The following is an 18,996-nucleotide window of genomic DNA, read 5'->3' as shown; positions in this document are numbered from 1 at the left end:
ATTGCCCGGGTTGGACGGCCTGACGGCGACCGGGAGCGCGGACCTGCGACGAAACGGACTTTCCGGGGCTTTCCCGGCGATAGGCTCGGCGGCGTGCGCCCCACCATCCAGGAGGATCCCCGGCTGCGGCCGGTGGCCGCCGCCGACCGGGTCTGGACCGGCGTGACCACCACCGGCGACGGACGGGTCTTCGTCAGCTTCCCGTCGGCGGACGGCCCCGGGATCCAGGTCGGGGAGGTGGTCTCGGACGGCCGGGTCGTGCCCTATCCCGACGCGGCCTGGAACGAGGTGCGCGACGTCCTCGATCCGGAGGGCACCTTCGTGCACGTGAACGGGGTGCGGATCGGGCCGGACGGCAACCTCTGGATCGTCGACTCGGGCAGCCCCGGGATTGGCCTGCCGGTCGTACCCGGAGGTCCCCGGCTGATCGTCGTGGAGCCGGACTCCGGCACGGTGGTCCGCAGCTACGACCTCGGCCCGGCGCTGCGGCCGAACAGCTACGTCGACGACGTCCGGTTCAACGGTCGGATGGGTTACCTGACCGACGCCGGCGCGCCCGGGCTGATCGTGCTGGACCTGGCGACCGGAGGGTGCCGCCGGGTGCTCGACGGGCATGCCAGCACCGTCGCCCACCGGCCGCTGCGGGCCGACGGGGCGATGCTGCGCGACGTACACGGCCGGGAGCTGCGGATCCACGCCGACCAGTTGGAGGTCTCGCCGGATGGCCGGTACCTCTACTACCAGCCGGCCTCCGGGCCCCTGCACCGGATCGAGACACGCTGCCTCGACGATCCGGAGATTCCACCGGAGATCGTCGCCCGGCAGGTCGAGCCGTGGGTGGACACCCCGACCACCGGCGGTACCGCGATCGACGCGGCCGGCGTGATCTACCTGAGTGACGTGGATCGGCGGCGCATCCTGGCCATCGGGCTCGACCGCCGGATCGAGACCCTGGTCGCGGACCCCCGGCTGGTCTGGGGTGACGCGCTCTGGCTCGACGGCACCGGCCAGCTCTGGATCCCGGCGGCCCAGCTCAACCGCACTCCTGGGCTGGCCGGCGGCGCCTCCGACGTCGACTACCCGGTGTGGATCTACCGGATGCCGGTCAACGCGGTGCCACCCGCCAACGATCACGCCTGACACCGACCCCGAGACACGGCGGGCCCGGCCCGGGTGGGCGGCGATACGACGGGCCCTGACTGGCCGGTAGGGCGGGCCAGCCCTGATCCCCGGTCGGGCTGGAGGTGGCCCCGGAAGGGGGCGCGCAGACTCCCGGCCGGGCGTGTGTTGACCCCCGGAACGGGTCGCGCTGACCCCCGTACGGCTGTCACACTGACCCCCGACCGGCCGTCACGTGGCCTCCGTTCGATGGTCAGGTCACGTGACGGCCGGTCCGGCTGCCCGCAGGTGGGAGACGGCCGGTCACCAAGAGCAATCTGGGACAAACTAGCGGTTATGCCTCTGCTATTCTTCGGCTTCGATGCGTAGGGGCGCGGTCCGGTGTGGACGTGCTGCCGCGCGGCGGCGGAGCGACGGGAGGGCCGGGCACCCATGTCTGTCTCCGCCGCGAGCGCCTCCGTCCCGGTCGGCTCCCCCGGACCGGTCGATCCGGCACCGACCGGCGCCGAGATGCCGGCCGCCAGTGCGCTCGGCTGGGTCTACACGATCTTTCCGGCCCTGCTCCGGCTCACCTGCGGGATCGCCTGCGCGGTGCCAGCGCTCGCGGTGCGCACCCCGCCGGTCTCCACCCCGCTGCTCGTCGGCGTGGTGGGTCTGCTGACCGCCTGGTCGGTGCTCTTCGCGGCAATGGTGGTCCGGTGGCGCCGGCCGGCGCCCGCGATGGCCGTCGACATCCTGCTCACCGTCGGCACCTGCCTGCTGGTCCGGGACGTGGTCGCCGCCGAGGTACTGCCCGGCGAGGTGAGCTGGGTGGCGATCCAGTCCAGCACCTCGGTGATCGTCGCCCAGTTCATCCTGCCGACCGCCCGCTCCGTCCCGGCCGGGCTGCTGGTGGCCGTCGCGTACGGGATCGGCGTGCACCTGGCCGGCAACGACACCGAGGCGGTCGGGCACGCGATCACCCTTACCGTGCAGACCGGCTGCGCGGCCGCCCTGGCCGGGGTGGCCCGGCGCAGCAGCCGGCTCGCCGACGCCGCCTTCGCCGCGTACCAGCAGACCGCCCTGGCCGCCCTGACCGCGCGGGCCGCCCGCGCCGCCGAGCGGCAGCAGAACCGCGACCTGCACGACACCGTGCTCTCCACCCTCACCGTGGTCGGCCTCGGCGCGGTTCCCGCACGGTCGCCGATGTTGCGCGAGCGGGCCGCCGCCGACCTGCGCACCCTGGCCGGCCTGGCCGGCAACCAGCCGGTGGTCGCCCCCGAGCCGGCGGCGGAAGTCCGACTGATCGCCCTCGACGAGCGGCTGCGTGCGCTGCTCGGCCGGCTGCCCGAGCTACGGGCCAGCGCTGCGCTGGAGCCGTGCGAGGTGCCGGCTCCGGTCGCCGAGGCGGTCACCCACAGCACCGGCGAAGCACTGTCCAATGTGCTCCGACACGCCCCCGGGGCCAGCGCCTCGGTGCGGCTGTGCCACAGCGGCGGCACCGTCGCGGTCGAGGTGGTCGACGACGGGCCCGGCTTCGACCCGGAGGCGGTCCCCCGACACCGGTACGGCCTGCGGGAATCCGTGCACGGCCGGATGGCGACGGTCGGCGGCCGGGCCGAGGTCTCGTCCGCGCCCGGTCGGGGCACCCGGATCCGGCTGGAGTGGTCGGATGCCCACTGACCTGGCCGGCGGCGCCGCAGGCGCGGTCACCGCCACCGTCGAACGAGGTCCCCGGATCGCGGCCGTGCTGATCGCCTTCGGCTGGCACCTCGCCATCAACCTGCCGGCGATACTCGGCGCCTGGCAGCAGCTGCGGCTGCCCTGGGTCGTCGGTGCCGGCTGGCTGGTCTTCGGGGCGGTCGGCGCGGTCGCCGCGGTCAACCTGCTGCGCGGCGCGCCCTCGCCGACCTGGCCACTGGTCGGGGTGCTGCTCCTGGTCGACGTGGTGGTCTTCGCCTGCGTACCACCCTCGCTGGTCTTCGGCGCCGTCAACTTCGGCTGGTCGACCCTCGGCTGGTTCGTCGTGCTCCTGCTCTGGGGACGTCGGATTCCGGCCCTGGTCGCGGTGCTGGCGGTCGGCGCGGCGATAGCCCTGGTCGGGGTACTCACACTGCGCGGTACCGAAGCGGCGGACCTGAGCCGGTACGCGATGGCTGTCTACGGCAACGCGACACTGCCCATCGCGATGATGATCGCGATCAACCTGCTCGGCACGCTCGCCGGGACCACCGCCCAGGCGGCGGCGGCCCGGACGGCGATCGAGACCGAGCGGGCCACCGCCGGCCGGACGCACCAGACCCGCCGGGACCGGCTCGCCGCGCTGGACCGGACCGCCGGGGCCATCCTGACCGAACTCGCGCAGGGACGGGCCGATCCGGCCGATCCGGCGGTACAGCGCCGCTGCGCCCTGGAGGCGTCCCGGCTGCGCCGGCTGATCGCCGAGTCGGACGACGTGCCGGATCCGCTGCTGCACGAACTGCGCGCCTGCGTCGACGTGGTGGAGCGCAACGGCCTGCCGGTCGACTTCGTGGCCGTCGGCGCGTTGCCACCGCTGCCGGTGGAGATCCGCCGGCGGCTCGCCGAACCGCTGACCACGACGTTGGCCGCCGCGACCCGGTGGGCCCGGCTGACCGTGGTCGGCCAGCCCGACGAGGTCGTGGTGAGCCTGACCACACCCGGCACGTCGGTGATCACGTCCGAGCCGGTCGGCGCCGGTGACACCATCGGAGGTTCCGGCGACGACCTCTCCGGCGCGGACGGCAAGGTCGAGTACATCCACGAGGAGAACGAGGAACTGGTATGGGTGCAGACCCGGTGGCGGGCGGCGTGACCCCGAAGGGATCGCGGATCCCGGTCGCGATCGTCGACGACCACCCGGTGGTCATCGAGGGGATCCGCTCGTGGCTGGCCACCGAGCCACGGCTGGTGGTGGTGGCGACCGGCGAGGACCCGGACCGGGTACTCGCCCCGGAGCAGCCGCCGGCCGACGTGATCCTGCTCGACCTGCGGCTGCGCGGCCGGATGGTGATCGACAAGGTGGCCGAGCTGAGCGGCGCCGGCCGGCGGGTGGTGGTCTACTCCGAACACAGCGACCCCGACACCATCCTGGCCGTCCTGGACGCCGGGGCCGTCGCCTTCCTGGCCAAACAGGAGGGACGCGAGCACTGCGTCGAGACCGTCCTGGCGGCGGCGAGTGACCGCCCGTACGTGCCACCGGCGCTGGCCGGTGCGATCGTCGGCGACCGGCGCACCGGGCGGCCCGTGCTGTCGGACAAGGAACGCGAGGCGGTGCTGCTCTGGTTCCAGTCGATGTCGAAGGCATCGGTGGCGCGTCGGATGAAGATCAGCGAGCACACGGTCAAGCAGTACGTGGACCGGGCCCGGATCAAGTACGCCCGGGCTGGCCGGCCCGCCGCGACCAAGGCCGCACTGCTGGCCCGGGCCATCGAGGACGGCCTCGTCCGGGCCGACGAGATCGGCAACTAGTCGACCGGGTCACCCCTCGCCGCGCGCCCGCTCCCGCACGGTCGCCCCGCCGGCCCCTGTCCCATGACTTGCCGGCGCCGCACGGCCGTAGATCCAGCGTGCGTCACCCAACGGCCGTGCCCGGGTCAGCCGAGCGTCCGACCCCCCAACAACCGTCGTGACAGCGGATCGGAAGTCCGCCAGCCTTAGAGGTACGACGTCCCGTACCCGGGAGGCCCTCCCCAATGACCGAGAACGCGTCCCCGTTCTTCATCCGGCCACATCGTTTCGACGATCCGAACCAGGACGACACCTACTTCCCCCGGCTCGACTGGCACCGTCGGCTGGTGCTGGACACCGACGAGCGGGTGTTGTGGCGTGACCGGGTCGACGTCGCCGGATACCTGCTCGCGCCCAGCGCCGGCCCGGACGAGCTGGCCTGGTCGCTGCCCCGGCCCGCCGAGGTCCTGGTCACCGACCGGCGGCTCGCGTACGTCTGCGTGGACTGCCACATCGGACCGGCGCCGGGGATTCCGGCGGATCCACGGCACCGGCGCCGGATCGGGCCGGTCGGCAGCCGGGTGGTGACCGGGCAGATCCGCTGGCAGTGGCCGGCCGGGTTGCGCATCCTCTCCCCCGGCACCGGCCCGGACATCGGTCCGGGTACGTCGGGTTCGGCCACCGCCGGATCGGCGGCCACCGAGGAGCGCCTGCTCGTGGTCTGCGACGCGGTACGCGCCACCGGGCGGCCGGCGCTCGCCCTCTCCGGCGGCCCGCTCGACTCGCCGCAGAGCGTACGCCGGCTGGCCACCGTGATCCGGCGAGCGGTGGCCGGGTTCCGGCTCGCCAATCCGGCCATGGTGGAGCTGGCCCCGCCGGAGTGGGACGCGCTGCTCACCCGCGCCGGGCTGGCACTGCACGCCGACGCCCTGGCCGATCCCCGGCGCGGCGTCGACCTGCCCGGATCGCTCCCGGTCGAGTTCGCGCACCGGGACGACTACTACCGTCGCTCGCTGCGCCGCCGCAACGCGCCGACCGCCAGTCGGAGTTCCGCCGCGCCGACCGGCAACTCGTCGACCCCGGGCGCGGGCTCGCCGACACCCGGCCGGAACCTGCCGCCGTCGGCCCGGAACCCGTCGGGCCGGATGCCGGTTGTCTCACCTGGCCGCTGGCCGGAGCGGCAGCCGGGCTCCGCCTCCTGACCGCGCCGCCTCCGACTACTCCGACCGCCGAACCGCGCCGCTTCGGCAGGCCGGGCGGCGCCGCTCACCGCCCAGGCCGCCTCGCCTCGGCACCCGAGCCGCCTCGACCCCCGGCACCCGCCGCCTCGACCCGGCCCGGCCGTCTCTCCAGGGGAGGCGAGGCGGGTGTCCAGCGCTGTCGGAACCGAACAGTTCGCCCCACAGCGGTAGGTGTCGCCCGGGCATCCGGCGGGTATCCGGGACGCCGAGGGTCGACTGGGAGGCGGACATGGGCAACGCGGCCGGTCGGTCGAACGGGTACGGTGGGCGCCCCGGCCAACTCCTGGACCGTCTCCCCTGGTTGGTGCGCTGGACGGTGCTGGCCAGCGCCTGCCTGCTCGTCATCACCGCCGGGGCGTACGTCCTGGCACGGATCGCCACCCGGCTGGCACCGCTGAGCATCGCACTCGCGGCCACCCTGTTCCTGGCCGCGCTGCTCGATCCGGTGGCCAGCCGACTGCGTCGGCACCGCTTCCCGTCCGCGCTCGCCGCGCTGACCTCGGTACTGCTGTTGTTGGGGCTGCTCGGCGGCGCCGTACTGCTGATCTGGCGGTTGACCGCCGACCAGTTCTCCGATCTGATCAAGCAGCTCGACCAGGGGCTGGAGCGGACCCGGGACTTCCTCACCGGCGCGTTGCCGATCAGCGAGCAGCAGGTCGACAAGTGGACCCAGCAGGCGGTCTCCGGGGTGCAGAGGTCGGCACCGGACCCGGTCAGCGGTGTGGCCACCGTGGCGGAGGCGATCGGCGGCCTGCTGTTGGTCCTGGTGCTGTTGTTCTTCCTGTTGAAGGACGGCCGCTCGATGTGGCGGTGGGTGCTGGACCGGGTCGCGCTGGGGTCCCGGGCCCGGACGGCGGCGGCCGGTCGGGCCGGCTGGCACACGCTGGGCGCGTACACCCGGGGCACGATGATGATCGCCGCGATCGACGCGATCGGCATCGGGATCGCGCTGGTCGTCCTCCGCGTTCCGCTGGCGCTGCCGCTGGCGGTGATCACGTTCCTCGGCGGCTTCGTGCCGATCATCGGCGCGACCGTGGCCGGCGGGGTCGCGGTACTCGTCGCGCTGGCCGCGAAGGGACCGACCACCGCGCTGCTGGTGCTGGCGGCGGTGATCGCCGTGCAGCAGACCGAGGGGAACCTGCTCGAACCGCTGATCATGAAGCGGCAGGTCCGGCTGCACCCGGTGGTGGTGCTGCTGGTGGTCGCGGCCGGTACGCTGCTCGGCGGCATCGTGGGCGCCTTCGTCGCGGTGCCGATCGCCGCGGTGCTCTACAGCGTGGTCAACTCGGTGGCGGCGGACCGGCACGCCCGGACCAACGACGACAACCGGACCGACAACGACGACCGGACCGACAACGACGACCGGACCGACAACGACGACCGGACCGACAACGACGACGGCGACCGGGCTGGCAAGGACGGCGCGGGGGCAGCCGGACCGGCGGGCGAGCCAGCGGGTGAGGCGAGCCCGGCGCCCGGCGACACCGGCCGGAGCAGCCCGGAGAGCTGAGCCGGCGGCTACGGTGCGCCGAGCCGGCTGTGCAGTTCGGCGCCGTCCAGGTCGGCGAGATAGATCGGGGTACCGGGCTGGTGCCGGCGCCCCTCGGCCAGCCGGCCGGCGTCCACCGGCTCGTACCCGATCTGCTCGATCAGGTCGGCGACCTGCCGTTTCGCGCCGACGTCGTCCCCGGAGACCGGAATGCCGTAACGGCGCTGCGCCGAGGACTGCCGGCCGTACTCGCGCAGGTGGTCCCAGCGCATCGTGTTGAACGCCTTCACCACGTGCGCCTTCGACAGGTACCGCTGGAGCAGCTCGCTGGAGGTGGTCCGGTTCTGGTCGAGCTGCGGATTGTGGCCGTCGCGCTCCGGGTAGTAGTTCCCGGTGTCGATCACCGTCTTGCCCGCCATCGGCTCGGCGGGCAGGTCGGCGTACCGGCCGACGGGTACCGAGACCACCACCAGGTCACCGAACCGGGCCGCTTCCGCCACGGTTGCCGGATGCACCCGCTCGCCCAGTTCGTCCGCGAGTTCACTGAGCGTGTCCGGGCCCCGGGAGTTGGACACCGCAAGCTCGTGGCCCGCCTTGTTGAACAATCGGGCCAGGGTCTCACCGACGTGCCCGGTGCCGACGATGCCGATCCGCACGGTCCTCCCCTTTCCACCGCCTTGGCCGGGGCTACCCGGCGGGTCGGCCGGCAAACGCCCGCCTCTACGCCCCGGGCCCCCGCCCCGTCCTGCCTCCGCATGACGTCCTCCGCCCGCCGACACCACCGCCCCGACCTGCCGCCGCACGCTGACGGGCGGGGCGGCGAAGCGCGGGCATAGGCTGGCCACGTCCCGGAAGGGAGGTGACAGGGTGCGGACCGAGCCGAGGTCGGAGTTGGTCGGGCGGCGTCCCGCGCCGGCACTGATCAGACGGCCGAGCCGGTACGTGGAAACAGGCAACGTCCCGGACTCGTATCGCCGACGCGCGGTCGCGTACGAGACGCCGGTGGCGGCTGCCCATTCCTTCAGGTTCACGATCCCGACCATAGCTTCGCTGTTGAACGCTACTGACGACCGATATGCCAACAGCTGTCACCCCTCCTGACCCGGTGGGGAGGGCCGGGAGCGGTGCAGGACCGGTGAACCGTCCCACCCCGCTCCCGGGCCGTTGCTACGCGGCGCTGTAGGTCAGGCAGCGGTCCAACCGGACGCTGTCGTCGTGGCTCCAGTACTCGACGATCCGGTCGCCGTCGACCCGCAGGATGTCGACCCCGGAGCAGGCCACGACGATCCGGTGTGGACAGAGGCTGTCCGGGTCGTCGCCGTCCCGGGTGAGCTTCCACCGACCGGCGATCAGGTCGGGTCCGATGATCGGGCCGACCTCGACGGCCAGCCGCGCGTCCGGGCAGCCGGCGTGCCGGCCGGAGACCCAGGCGACCAGCGCCTGACGGCCCTGGACCTGCTCCGGCGACCCGCCGGGCACCGGCAGGTGGGCGAGAACCGTGGGTGCGAGGATCTCCTCGACGAGCGACCGGTCGCCGTTACGCAGCGCCATCCAGTTCTGCCAGAGCATCGGTCGGGAGTCGACGGGGACCAGGACCGAGCTGTGGTTGGTGTTGATGGTCATCGCGAGAGTCCTCCCGTGGGCGGTGATCCGGCCCGGTTGCCGAGCGCGTCGGCGTGCCGGGCCGGCCTCGTCACCCACCATTCTCGACCCTGGTCAGGACAGCATCCTGTCCGCTTTTCCCACCGGATCCGCCCGCCCGGGCAGGCGCAGCGGGGTCGCCGGCACGTCGAGCCCACCCCGCCAGGCGGGCTCGATCGACCGGGGCGGCGCGGTCTCGTTGGTCGGCGCCGCCCGGCGCATCCGGTCCAGCCGGAAGCCGCGTACCTCCTGGCGGAGCCGGCACCAACCGACCAGATACCACAGCCGGCCGGCGCCGAGCAGCTCCACCGGCTCGATCAGCCGCTGTGAGGCGGCACCGTTACGGTCGACGTACTCGATCGCCAGCACGGTGCGGCTGAGCAGCGCGTCGCCGGCGGTCCGGAGCACCTGCCGGGCGGGCAGCGCCGCCGGCTCCGGTTCCAGCGCCGCCAGCCGGACCCGGCCGGCGAGCTCGGCTGCCGTCTCCACACCGGACGGTGGCATCACCGCGAGGATCTTGTGCAGCACCGACCGCGCCGCGTCGAGGAACGGGGTGTCGGCCATCGTGCCCAGCGCGACGGCGACGGCGATCGCCTCGCGCGGGGTGATGTTCACCGGCGGGAGCGTGTAGGCCCGGTCCAGGGCATAGCCGCCGCCCCGGCCCAGCTCGGGATAGATGGGCACGCCGGACTCCTGTAGGGCGCCGATGTCCCGCCTGATCGTGCGCGCGTCGACCTCGAATCGGTCGGCGAGCCAGCGTGCACTGCGCGGCCGGGGTGCGACCGCGCGCAACTCCTCCACCAGGGCATAAAGCCGATCGGTACGGTTCACCTGCCAAAACTACCGATCGGGTACGACGTTTCCAGGTGTAGGAAGGGTGCGCCCGGGGCCGGGGGGTCAGGAGCCGCTGGACACCAACCCCGGCGCGTCGGCCAGCCGCAGCACGATGCCGGCCAGCACCGGGGTCCGGGTGTCTCGGGGATCGCTGAGGATCCCGGCCCAGAACCGGGCGTCCCGGGCCGCGTCCCGGTCACCGATCTCGTCGTACGCCCGAGCCAGCATGTTCAGCGTGGCCGCCTGGGCCGACGGCATGCTCATCTCCTCGAACGTCCGTACGCAGCGACGCAGCACGCCGACCGCCGCCGCGGCCCGCCCCTCGCCGATCCAGCTCACCGCCAGATCCCGGGCCAGGCCGGTGGCCCAGGGGCGGTCCCCCAACTGCACCGCCAGGTCGTGACTCTGCTGGAGCCGGTGCACCGCCTCGGCCCGCCGGCCCAGGCAGATCGCCGCCGAGGCGAGGTGGCGCAGGGCGGCCAGCAGCACGTACCGGTCGTTGACCGTACGCAGCAGCGCCACGGCCCGCTCCGCGGCGGCGTACGCCAGCGCCGGCTCGTCGCGGAGCAGCCGGGTGACCGCGAGCGCGTTCAGGCAGCGGGCGGTGACGATCTCGGCGGCGCCCAGCTCGCCGGCCTCGTCCACCGCCGCCTCGTCCACCGCCAGCGCCTCGTCCAGCCGCCCCAGCCCTCGGTACGCGGCGGAGAGCACCGGCGCGGCGAGCAGGGCGCCCAGCGGGTCCCCCTCGGCCCGAAACAGCGCCACCGCCCGCTCGGCGGTCGACGCGGCGTCCTCGGCGCGGTTCTGGTAGTCGTAGAGCACCGCCTCGTCGCTGAGCAGGCAGGCCAGGCCGTGCCGGTCGGCGAGTCGCTCGTACCGGTCCCGGCCGTCGCGCAGCCGCTGCGCCGCGCCCGCCAGGTCGCCCCGGGCCAGTTGGAGCAGCCCGATGACGAAGTCGGCCCGGGCGATGGTCCGGTCGTCGCCGATCCGCTCGGCTGCCTCCCGGGCCAGCCGCTGCACGGCCTGGAGCTCCGTCCAGTGCCCGTGCACCCAGCAGTACGGGGCGAGCCGCTCGGCGAGGTCGATCCCGGCCCGCTCGGCACCGCACCGCACGGCGAGCCGGAGCAGGCCGGTGAGGAAGTCGAGTTCGGCGGTGAACCAGCCGAGCGGGTCGGCGGCGACCCGCTCGGCGGCGCGCGGCGGGGGTACCCGCTCGGCCGGCTCTGCCAGACGGGCCCAGGTCAGGGTCCGGGGCAGCCGGCGGGCGGCGCTGCCGGCGAGCGCGGCGGCCGTGGCCACCAGCCGGCGCAGCGCCTCGGCCCGCCGCCCCGGCTGCCCGGCCGCCACGGCGACGGGACTGGCCGGGGCTTCCACCACCCCGGCGGCGCACCCCGCTGTCGCGGGTGGAGGGTCGTCGGTCACGGCGAGTTCCTCGGCGTAGACCCGAAGCAGGTCGTGCAGGCGGTAGCGGGGTTCGCCACCGCCGGCCGGCCGGGCCACCTCCAGCAGGCTCGCCTCGACCAGTTCGTCCAGCACCTGGTCGGCGTCGGCGCGCTCCAGCAGTGCGGCGACCGCCCAGACCGCGAAGCTGACCGGACCGAGCGAGCCGAGCAGGCCGAACGCCTCCCGGGTCGGCGCGGAGAGCGCCTGCACGCTCAGCGCCAGGCTGGCCCGGACCTGGAGGTCTCCGGCGGCCAGTTCGTCGAGGCGCTGCCGCTCGTCGTCGAGCCGGTCGGCGAGGATCGCCAGCGGCCACGATCGGGTGGCGAGCCGGGTACCCGCGATCCGGACCGCGAGCGGCAGGTTGCCGCAGGCGGCGGCGATCCTGGCCGCCTGGCCGGGCTCCTCCGTCACCCGTTCCGGGCCCACCACGTCGGCCAGCAGTTCCCGGGCCTCGTCGTCGCTGAGCGGGCCCACCGGCAGGTGCCGGGCGTCGATCAGACCGCTGAGCCGACGCCGGCTGGTGGTCAGCACGGCGCTGCCGGGGGTACCCGGAAGCAGTGGCCGGACCTGGGCGGCGGTGGCGGCGTCGTCGAGGACGACCAGGACCCGCCGGTCGGCGAGCCGGGCCCGGTAGGCGGCGGCCAGCGCGGAGAGGTTCTGCGGCAACGCCGAGCCGGACACACCGAGCATCCGGAGCAGGTCGGCCAGGACCGCGGCCGGGTCCCGGGGCGCGGCCGAGGCGCCGGCCAGGTGTACGAAGAGCTGCCCGTCCGGGAACCGCTCCCGGATCCGGTGCGCCACCGTCACCGCCAGCGCGCTCTTGCCCACGCCCGGCTGGCCGGAGACGGCCACCACCGGCACCCCGCCGGCCGCCGAGGTCAGCATCCGCTCGATCCGCTCGATGCTGCCGCCCCGGCCGACGAAGCCCGCCAGGGCCGGCGGCAACTGGCAGACCGGGAACGGCGACCGGGGCGCGGTCTCCGGCCGGTTGCCGGATCGGGCGATCGACGGCTCCTCGCCGCGCAGGATCGCCTGGTGCAACCGGCGCAGTTCGGGCCCCGGCTCGACACCCAGCTCGGTGACGAGGATCTCCCGGGCCCGCTGGTACGCGGCCAGCGCGTCGGCCCGGCGACCGGCGCGGTTCAGCGCCACCATCAGCTGGCCGTACGGCCGCTCCCGCATCGGGTGCTCGGTCACCAGTTGATGCAGTTCGGCGAGGACGGTGGCGAGGTCGCCGTCGGCGCTGAGGTCGGCGTCGACGCAGTCCTCCTGCGCGCCGACCCGTTCGAGTTCCCACTGCGCGAGTTCGGGCTCCAGCGTCGGCACCGTCAGGTCGGCCAGCGGGCGCCCCCGCCACTGCCGCAGCCCGCGCCGGAACCGGTCGGCGGCCAGCGCCGGGTCGCCGACCGCCAGCGCCGCCCGGCCGTCGGCGACCTCACGGCGGAAGACCAGCACGTCGACGTCGTCGGTCCGCACCCGCAGCAGGTAGCCGTCGCTGCGGTGCTCGATGCTCAGCCCGGGCAGGCGCTCGCGGAGCCGGGAGACGTAGGTCTGCAGGTTGGAGGCGTACGAGGCCGGTGGACGGTCACCCCAGAGCGTCTCCACCAGCCGGTCGACGGTGACGAGCTGGCCGGCACCGACCAGCAGCGCGCTCAGCACGGTGCGCTGGTGCCGGCTGCGCAGCACCACCTCGGTGCCGGAATCGGTGCAGACCCGCAGCGGCCCGAGCACCCCGAACTTCACGCGCCGTCTCCTGAGTACCGCCGGCAAATCACGGACATCAAACCGTACTACGGTGTCTGCCCAGGATGTGGCGGTGTACCGGCGCCGCCGTCGCATGGCGTGTGGCAATCGTGTGGCGGTTGTGTGGCGGGCATCCCCAAGCTGCTAGAGGCCCGCGGGGGGCGGGTCGGTCACGGGGGCCGGCGGTCGGGGGCTCGGGTACCGGGGGAGGTGTCCCCGACCCCTGCCCGAGCGCCGGGCACCCCTTGCATCCGGTGTGTACCGTGCCGTCCGGCCGAAATTCCGGCTGGAATTCCGGCCGGGTCGGGCAGACTGGCCAGGTCCGGCGGGCGGATCGGGCCCCTCCTGCCGTTGCGCCGACCGGTGCACCGACGACGCCCCGACCGTAGCCGACCCCGACTCACCGACCCCGGTAACCGATCCCGGCCATCCAGGTCCGGACGGCTCCCCCATGATGCAGTTCTACCGTGAAAGGCAATGATGTCCACATATCCACCACCGGGCTACGGCCCCGGTGAGCCGTCCCACGACCCTCGCCACTCCGGCCAGCCCGGCGGGTACGGCAGTCCGGCGGGCGGTGGTGCGGGCTACCCGCAGTCACCCGACTACCCGGCATCGGGCGCGTACCCGTCGGCGCCCTCGTCGCCGGCCGGACCGCAGGCACAGTTCGGCACGCCGGTTCCGCCGAAGAAGAGCAAGGCACCGCTGATCGTCGGCGTCGTCCTCGGCGTACTGCTGCTCTGCTGCGGCGGGAGCACCGCCGCGTACCTCTGGGCCGGTGACGACGATCCGTCGAACGTGGCCGCCAGCGACGAGACCCCGGGCCCGAAGACGAGCGGCAAGACGACCCCGCCGAAGGGCAAGCCCTCGCCGTCCCCGGACGAGGACTCGATCGAGGGCAACCTCGACCAGTTCAAGAAGGGCGACTGCCTCACCATCGACAAGGTGACCTCCGAGGTCGAGGAGGCGAGCTGCGGCGACAAGGGCGCGCTCAAGGTGCTGCTGCGCAAGAACGGCACCATCAAGGAGGCCGCGTGCGAGTCCACCGACTACACGCAGTACCTCTACCAGGACGGCACGATCGGCACGCTCAACGACTTCATCCTGTGCGTCGCCCCGGCGAGCTGATTCATCCTGTGCGTCGCCCCGACATCGGGGGGTGGGGGGGGGGGGGGGGGGGGGGGGGGGCGGGGGGGGGGGGGGGCCGGGCCCCCCGCACGGTCGCTTCCTTAGCCGCCAACCAAGCGATTCTTAAGACTGAACTAAGCGGGCCGCTCGGGCTTGGCTTCTGGTAGGCCGACCGGTACATATTCTTCGTGACTCGTCGTCGGGATGTCGAAACGGCCGAGCCGCTCACCGAATGGGTGACCGGCCTGCTTCCCCGGGTGCCGTCCGAGGACCCCTACGACCGGCCACCCCGGGGGCGGGAGCGCGAACCGTACGACGAGTTCGAGCGCTACGCCACGGCCGAGCCGGCACGGTCACAGGGTGGCTGGTCGACCCGGACACGTGACCGCGAGCCCTGGTCGTACGCCGAGGAGGCGCCGGCGCACCGGCCCAACCCGATCAGCGGGGCTGCGGAGGCGGCCCGGCACCGGGAGACCGCCGAGGTCGAGCCCTACGACCGCAGTGGCCGGCTCTTCTTCCACATCGTCTTCTGGTCGGCGCTGGCCACCAGCGTCGAGCTGTGGTGGCTGAACACCCCGGCCGGGTCGATCCGGACCACCGCCGACATCCTGATCGCCGCTGGTCGGCTCACCGGCATGGTCGGCGGGTTCCTGCTGCTCGCCCAGGTGCTGCTGATGAGCCGGGTGCGCTGGCTGGAGCGCTGGATCGGGGCGCGCTCACTGCTGATCTGGCACCGGGAGCTCGGCGCCTTCCTGCTGCTCGCCATCCTGGCGCACGCCGGGCTGATCGCGGTCGGCTACAGCAAGCTCACCAACACCCCGATCGTCGAGGGCACCTGGTCGCTGCTGAGCACGTACGAGGACATGATCAGCGCGACGGTCGCCACCGGCATCCTGGTCGGCATCGCGCTGCTGGCCATCCGGGCGATCCGCCGGATGATGAACTACGAACTCTGGTACTACCTGCACCTGAGCACCTACCTGGTGCTGCTGTTCAGCTACGGCCACCAGTTCGCCGCCGGGCAGGAGCTCTCCAAACCCGGCTTCGGGCAGTACTTCTGGGCCGGGCTCTACCTCTTCGTCATCGCCTGTGTCCTCTGGGGACGGATCATCTCCCCGATCGCGTTCAACCTTCGACACCGGCTGCGGGTCGAGGACGTGGTGCCGGAGGCGTTCGAGATGGTCTCGATCTACATTTCCGGCAACCGCCTCGACGAGCTGGACGCCCGGGCCGGCCAGTACTTCCGGTGGCGGTTCCTGACCAAGGGCTGCTGGTGGCAGGCACACCCGTTCTCGCTCTCGGCCGCGCCGAACGAGCAGTGGCTGCGGCTGACCGTCAAGGTGGTCGGCGACCACACCGAGTCGTTGCAGTACCTGGAGCCGGGTACCCGGATCTTCGCCGAGGGGCCGTCCGGGGTCTTCACCGCCGACCGGGCTATCCGGCCCCGCGCGCTGCTCATCGCCGGCGGCAGCGGCATCGCGCCGATCCGGGCGCTGCTGGAGGACCTGCCCGAGCAGACGGTGGTGATCTATCGCTCCCGCAGCGAGGAGGAGCTACTCTTCCGCGACGAGCTGGACTTCCTGGCCCGGTCCCGCAACGCCCAGGTCTGGTACGTCATCGGTTCGCGCGACGACCCGGCGCCCCGGCACCTCTTCACCGCCAAGGGCATGCGCGAGCTGGTGCCGGACGTACGCCGCCGGGACATCTACCTGTGCGGACCGCCCGGGCTGGTCGACGTCTCGATGCGGACGATGCGCAAGCTAAGGGTGCCGCGCCGGCAGATCCACCTCGATCCGTTCGAATTCTGATCCCCCGCACACCACCCCAACGGAGGTACATCCCGTGCGTCGCGCCGCCTTCGCCGTCCTCGGCACCGCCATCGGCGCCAGTCTGCTGATCGGAGCCAAGCTCGGCACCCCGACCGACGACCCCGGCACCCAGGTGGCGCTGGAGGAGGAGACCGGCGACGCCACCGCCAGCCCGGCGCCGAGCGGCAAGGCTCCGGCCGGGAAGAAGACCACCGCGCCGCCGGCCAAGAAGCCGGCCGCCAAGGCACCGGCGGGCGGTCTGAAGGACGGCACCTTCGTCGGGGCGGCGGCGAACTACGACTACGGCGCCGTCAAGGTGACCATCACGGTTGCCGGTGGCAAGGTCACCGCCGCCAACGCGACCTATCCCGAAGAGGACCCGACCAGCGCCACCATCAACGAGGGCGCGATCCCGAAGCTACGCAAGCAGACGCTCGCCGTCACCAGCGCCAACAAGGTGAACACGGTCTCCGGGGCGAGCCTGACCAGTGCGGCGTACAAGGCGTCGCTCCAGTCGGCGCTCGACAAGGCGAAGGCCTGAGTCCGATGGGTACCGCGGGGCTGCGCCGGGTCGAACAGATCATGGGTACGCCGATCAGCGTGCAGCTCACCGATCCGCTGCCGGCCCGGCGCCTGGAGGTGCTGGCCGAGCAGACGTTCGACTGGTTCCGCGAGGTGGATGAGCGGTTCAGCACCTACAAGGAGCACAGCGAGGTCAACCGGTTCGACCGGGGCGAGCTGTCCCTCCAGGACTGCTCCGCCGACCTGCGGCTGGTGGTGGAGGCCTGCGCCGACCTGTGGCGGGAGACCGACGGCTACTTCGACGCGTACGCGACCGGCCGGTTCGACCCGTCCGGTTACGTCAAGGGGTGGTCGGTGCAGGTGGCCTCGGATCGGCTGCTGGCCGCCGGCTGCCGCGCACACTGGATCAACGCGGGCGGAGACATCCGGGCCCGGGGCGGTCCCCGGCCCGGCGAGCCGTGGCGGATCGGCATCCGGCACCCCTGGCAGGCGGACAAGATCTGCTGGGTGCTCGGCGGCAACGACTTCGCGGTCGCCACCTCGGGGACGTACGAGCGGGGCTTCCACGTGATCGACCCGTACCGGGGCGCCCCGGCCACCGAACTGACCTCGGTCACCGTGGTCGGTACGGACCTCGGCCGCACCGACGCGTACGCGACGGCGGGGGTGGCGATGGGTCAGGCCGGGCTGCGCTGGCTGGCCGACCTGCCGGACCACGAGGTCGGCATCGTCACCTCCGACGAGCTGTGCTACCGCACGGACGGCTTTCCGGTGCTCCCCACCGAGCCGGCACGGCGGCCCAGCACCATCCGCTCCGACCTGCCCGGCCAACCGGCGCCCCGGCTGGGCTGACCGGCCGGCTCGGCTGACCGCCCACCCTCAGGCGTGCTCGGTTCCACCAGCCGCTATCGACGAGGTGTCCAGTGAACCTTTTTCAACCTCCCCTTGCGGTCCGACGGACTGCAAGGTCGGAGGCGGTGCATGAGCGCCGCGCGGTTCAGGTTGAAAAAGGTTCAGTGTGGAGTCGCCGACGAACCGGGACCACGTCCCGCCGTCGAGCAGTCCGACGTCCCGGGCGAACTGCCGCATCTCCGGCGGCAGCCCGGCGGTACCGTACAGCGCCACCGCCAGCCCGGGATCGAGTCCGCCGTGCCGTCCGGCCGCAACGCCGTCCGGGCCGACCGGCAGCGGATGCTCCCGGCGGGCGTCCCGGAGCGTACGCCCGCCGGAAAGGGTAAGGCGGGGCAGGAACCAGCCGGCCATCCCGACCAACGCCAGCACCACCAGCAGGCCGGCTCCGACGCCGAGCAGGTCGGCCGTGACCAGCCGGGCAACCACCAGCGGCAGGACGAGCACCAGCGTGGCCGGCACCAGCAGCCGACGCCAGGCCGGGCGGAGCAGCCCCAGCCCGATCAGCCCCTCCCGCTGCTCGGCCAGGGCCTGCCGGACCCGGCGCTGGCTGGCCACCTCGCACGGTGACATCGAGCCGTACAGCGCGGCGAAGAGGGCCCGTTCCAGCGGCTCCGCGTACGCCGGCATGCTGCCGGTCCGGCTGAGCGCGCCGGGCCGGGCGGCTGACACACTGCCCCGGCCGTGCAGCATCACCAGTGCGGCCCGGACGGCGCCCCAGGAACCGCCATTGAGATAGCCGAGGTCCGTCGTGCTCAGGTCGCCGGGCGCCGCCGTCATCCTTCGAGTATGGAGAACGCATGCACGTCTGTCTCGGGCCGCCCGGTCGGGGCGCGGCTGGACCGGTACTGTCCCGGCCGCCCGGTCGGGGCGCGCTAGACGGTACTGTCACGCCGGCAGGTGGCCGACGAACCACTCCGCCGCCTGCCGGGCCACCTGGTCGAGGGTGCCGGGCTCCGAGAAGAGGTGGCTGGCGCCGGGCACCACCCGCAGTTCCGCGCTGGCGTCGAGCTCGGCCAACGCCTGCTCGTTGAGCCGCAACACCTCGTCGTCGAGGCCGCCGACCAGCAGCAACGTGTCGGCACGTACCCGGGGCAGGTCGGCGCCGGCCAGGTCCGGGCGGCCGCCCCGGGAGACGACCGCGTACACCTGCTCCGGGCGTTGTGCGGCGGTGGAGAGCGCGGCCGCGGCTCCGGTACTCGCCCCGAAGAGCCCGATCGGAAGCCGCCCCGCCGGCTCGCCGGTGGACAGCCAGTCGACGATGCTGACGAGCCGGCCGGTGAGCAGGCCGATGTCGAAGCGCAGCGCCGCGGTACGGTCGTCGACCGACTCCTCGTCCCGGGTCAGCAGGTCGACCAGCACGGTCGCCAGGCCGTACCGGTTGAGCGCCTCGGCCACCATCCGGTTGCGCGGGCTGTGCCGGGAACTGCCGCTGCCGTGTGCGAACAGGATGACCCCGCGCGCCTCGGCCGGGACGACCAGATCGCCGCTGAGTCGTACGTCTCCGGCCGGAATCGTGGTATCGCTGGCCCGGAGCTCCATCCGGCTGCCTCCCATGCCTCTTCCCGGCGCGACCTTCCGGTCCGGGTCGGTCGTGCCGCCACGCCGCCCTCTCCGCCACGCCGCCCCTTGTCGCCTTACCGGGCGGCCCTTGTCGCCTTACCCGGCGGCG

Annotated in this window: 16 protein-coding genes; 10 read left to right on the top strand and 6 right to left on the bottom strand. The window is 73.3% G+C overall.

Annotated elements, in window-relative coordinates; all coding sequences use genetic code 11:
* The first annotated feature begins 93 nt into the window (after window positions 1-93).
* From ABNF97_RS09880 to ABNF97_RS09855, 6 genes are all read left to right on the top strand, one after another.
* On the top strand, window positions 94-1,140 hold the full coding sequence (locus tag ABNF97_RS09880) for an L-dopachrome tautomerase-related protein (RefSeq protein ID WP_130461784.1): 1,047 nt from the start codon (window positions 94-96) through the stop codon (window positions 1,138-1,140).
* A gap of 411 nt (window positions 1,141-1,551) precedes the next feature.
* Complete coding sequence (locus ABNF97_RS09875) at window positions 1,552-2,781, top strand: sensor histidine kinase (RefSeq protein ID WP_349338330.1); 1,230 nt, start codon at window positions 1,552-1,554, stop codon at window positions 2,779-2,781.
* Complete coding sequence (locus ABNF97_RS09870) at window positions 2,771-3,931, top strand: hypothetical protein (RefSeq protein ID WP_130461782.1); 1,161 nt, start codon at window positions 2,771-2,773, stop codon at window positions 3,929-3,931. The genes ABNF97_RS09875 and ABNF97_RS09870 overlap by 11 nt, the downstream gene beginning before the upstream one ends.
* Window positions 3,901-4,587: a response regulator transcription factor gene (locus ABNF97_RS09865; protein WP_349338329.1), complete on the top strand. Its 687-nt coding sequence runs from the start codon at window positions 3,901-3,903 to the stop codon at window positions 4,585-4,587. The genes ABNF97_RS09870 and ABNF97_RS09865 overlap by 31 nt, the downstream gene beginning before the upstream one ends.
* Window positions 4,588-4,811: 224 nt before the next feature.
* Window positions 4,812-5,768: a hypothetical protein gene (locus ABNF97_RS09860; protein WP_349338328.1), complete on the top strand. Its 957-nt coding sequence runs from the start codon at window positions 4,812-4,814 to the stop codon at window positions 5,766-5,768.
* Between the two features lie 268 nt (window positions 5,769-6,036).
* Window positions 6,037-7,317 (top strand): AI-2E family transporter, encoded by a 1,281-nt coding sequence (locus ABNF97_RS09855; protein WP_349338327.1) that lies wholly within the window; start codon window positions 6,037-6,039, stop codon window positions 7,315-7,317.
* Between the two features lie 8 nt (window positions 7,318-7,325).
* Here the strand turns inward: ABNF97_RS09855 and ABNF97_RS09850 are convergent, their stop codons facing one another.
* The 4 genes from ABNF97_RS09850 to ABNF97_RS09835 form a co-directional block, all read right to left on the bottom strand.
* On the bottom strand, window positions 7,326-7,952 hold the full coding sequence (locus ABNF97_RS09850; protein WP_349338326.1) for an NADPH-dependent F420 reductase: 627 nt from the start codon (window positions 7,950-7,952) through the stop codon (window positions 7,326-7,328).
* A gap of 511 nt (window positions 7,953-8,463) precedes the next feature.
* The gene (locus tag ABNF97_RS09845; protein ID WP_165436648.1) at window positions 8,464-8,919 is read right to left on the bottom strand and encodes a nuclear transport factor 2 family protein; all 456 of its coding nucleotides are present in this window, start codon (window positions 8,917-8,919) and stop codon (window positions 8,464-8,466) included.
* A 93-nt stretch (window positions 8,920-9,012) separates the two neighbouring features.
* Window positions 9,013-9,768 (bottom strand): WYL domain-containing protein, encoded by a 756-nt coding sequence (locus ABNF97_RS09840; protein WP_130461778.1) that lies wholly within the window; start codon window positions 9,766-9,768, stop codon window positions 9,013-9,015.
* 66 nt (window positions 9,769-9,834) lie between these two features.
* The gene (locus ABNF97_RS09835) at window positions 9,835-12,957 is read right to left on the bottom strand and encodes an AfsR/SARP family transcriptional regulator (protein WP_349338325.1); all 3,123 of its coding nucleotides are present in this window, start codon (window positions 12,955-12,957) and stop codon (window positions 9,835-9,837) included.
* Between the two features lie 477 nt (window positions 12,958-13,434).
* Here ABNF97_RS09835 and ABNF97_RS09830 point away from each other — a divergent pair, with 477 nt between their 5' ends.
* From ABNF97_RS09830 to ABNF97_RS09815, 4 genes are all read left to right on the top strand, one after another.
* Window positions 13,435-14,085, top strand: a complete 651-nt coding sequence (locus ABNF97_RS09830; RefSeq protein WP_130461776.1) for an LppU/SCO3897 family protein — start codon at window positions 13,435-13,437, stop codon at window positions 14,083-14,085.
* Window positions 14,086-14,273: 188 nt separating this feature from the next.
* Window positions 14,274-15,893 (top strand): ferric reductase-like transmembrane domain-containing protein, encoded by a 1,620-nt coding sequence (locus tag ABNF97_RS09825; protein WP_130461775.1) that lies wholly within the window; start codon window positions 14,274-14,276, stop codon window positions 15,891-15,893.
* Window positions 15,894-15,927: 34 nt separating this feature from the next.
* Window positions 15,928-16,434, top strand: coding sequence for an FMN-binding protein (locus ABNF97_RS09820; RefSeq protein WP_130461774.1), 507 nt, complete (start codon window positions 15,928-15,930; stop codon window positions 16,432-16,434).
* Window positions 16,435-16,475: 41 nt separating this feature from the next.
* Window positions 16,476-17,267, top strand: coding sequence for an FAD:protein FMN transferase (locus ABNF97_RS09815; protein WP_130465783.1), 792 nt, complete (start codon window positions 16,476-16,478; stop codon window positions 17,265-17,267).
* Between the two features lie 27 nt (window positions 17,268-17,294).
* Here ABNF97_RS09815 and ABNF97_RS09810 read toward each other — a convergent pair whose 3' ends face one another.
* Window positions 17,295-18,104 carry a TIGR04222 domain-containing membrane protein gene (locus tag ABNF97_RS09810; protein ID WP_130461773.1) on the bottom strand — a complete coding sequence of 270 codons (810 nt, stop codon included), beginning with the start codon at window positions 18,102-18,104 and terminating at the stop codon, window positions 17,295-17,297.
* A 108-nt stretch (window positions 18,105-18,212) separates the two neighbouring features.
* Window positions 18,213-18,881 carry a dienelactone hydrolase family protein gene (locus ABNF97_RS09805; protein WP_486484552.1) on the bottom strand — a complete coding sequence of 223 codons (669 nt, stop codon included), beginning with the start codon at window positions 18,879-18,881 and terminating at the stop codon, window positions 18,213-18,215.
* Window positions 18,882-18,996: the final 115 nt, after the last annotated feature.

The organism is Plantactinospora sp. B6F1 (genome assembly GCF_040120695.1).
GTDB lineage: Bacteria > Actinomycetota > Actinomycetes > Mycobacteriales > Micromonosporaceae > Plantactinospora.
This window is presented reverse-complemented; position numbering and strand designations above follow the sequence as displayed.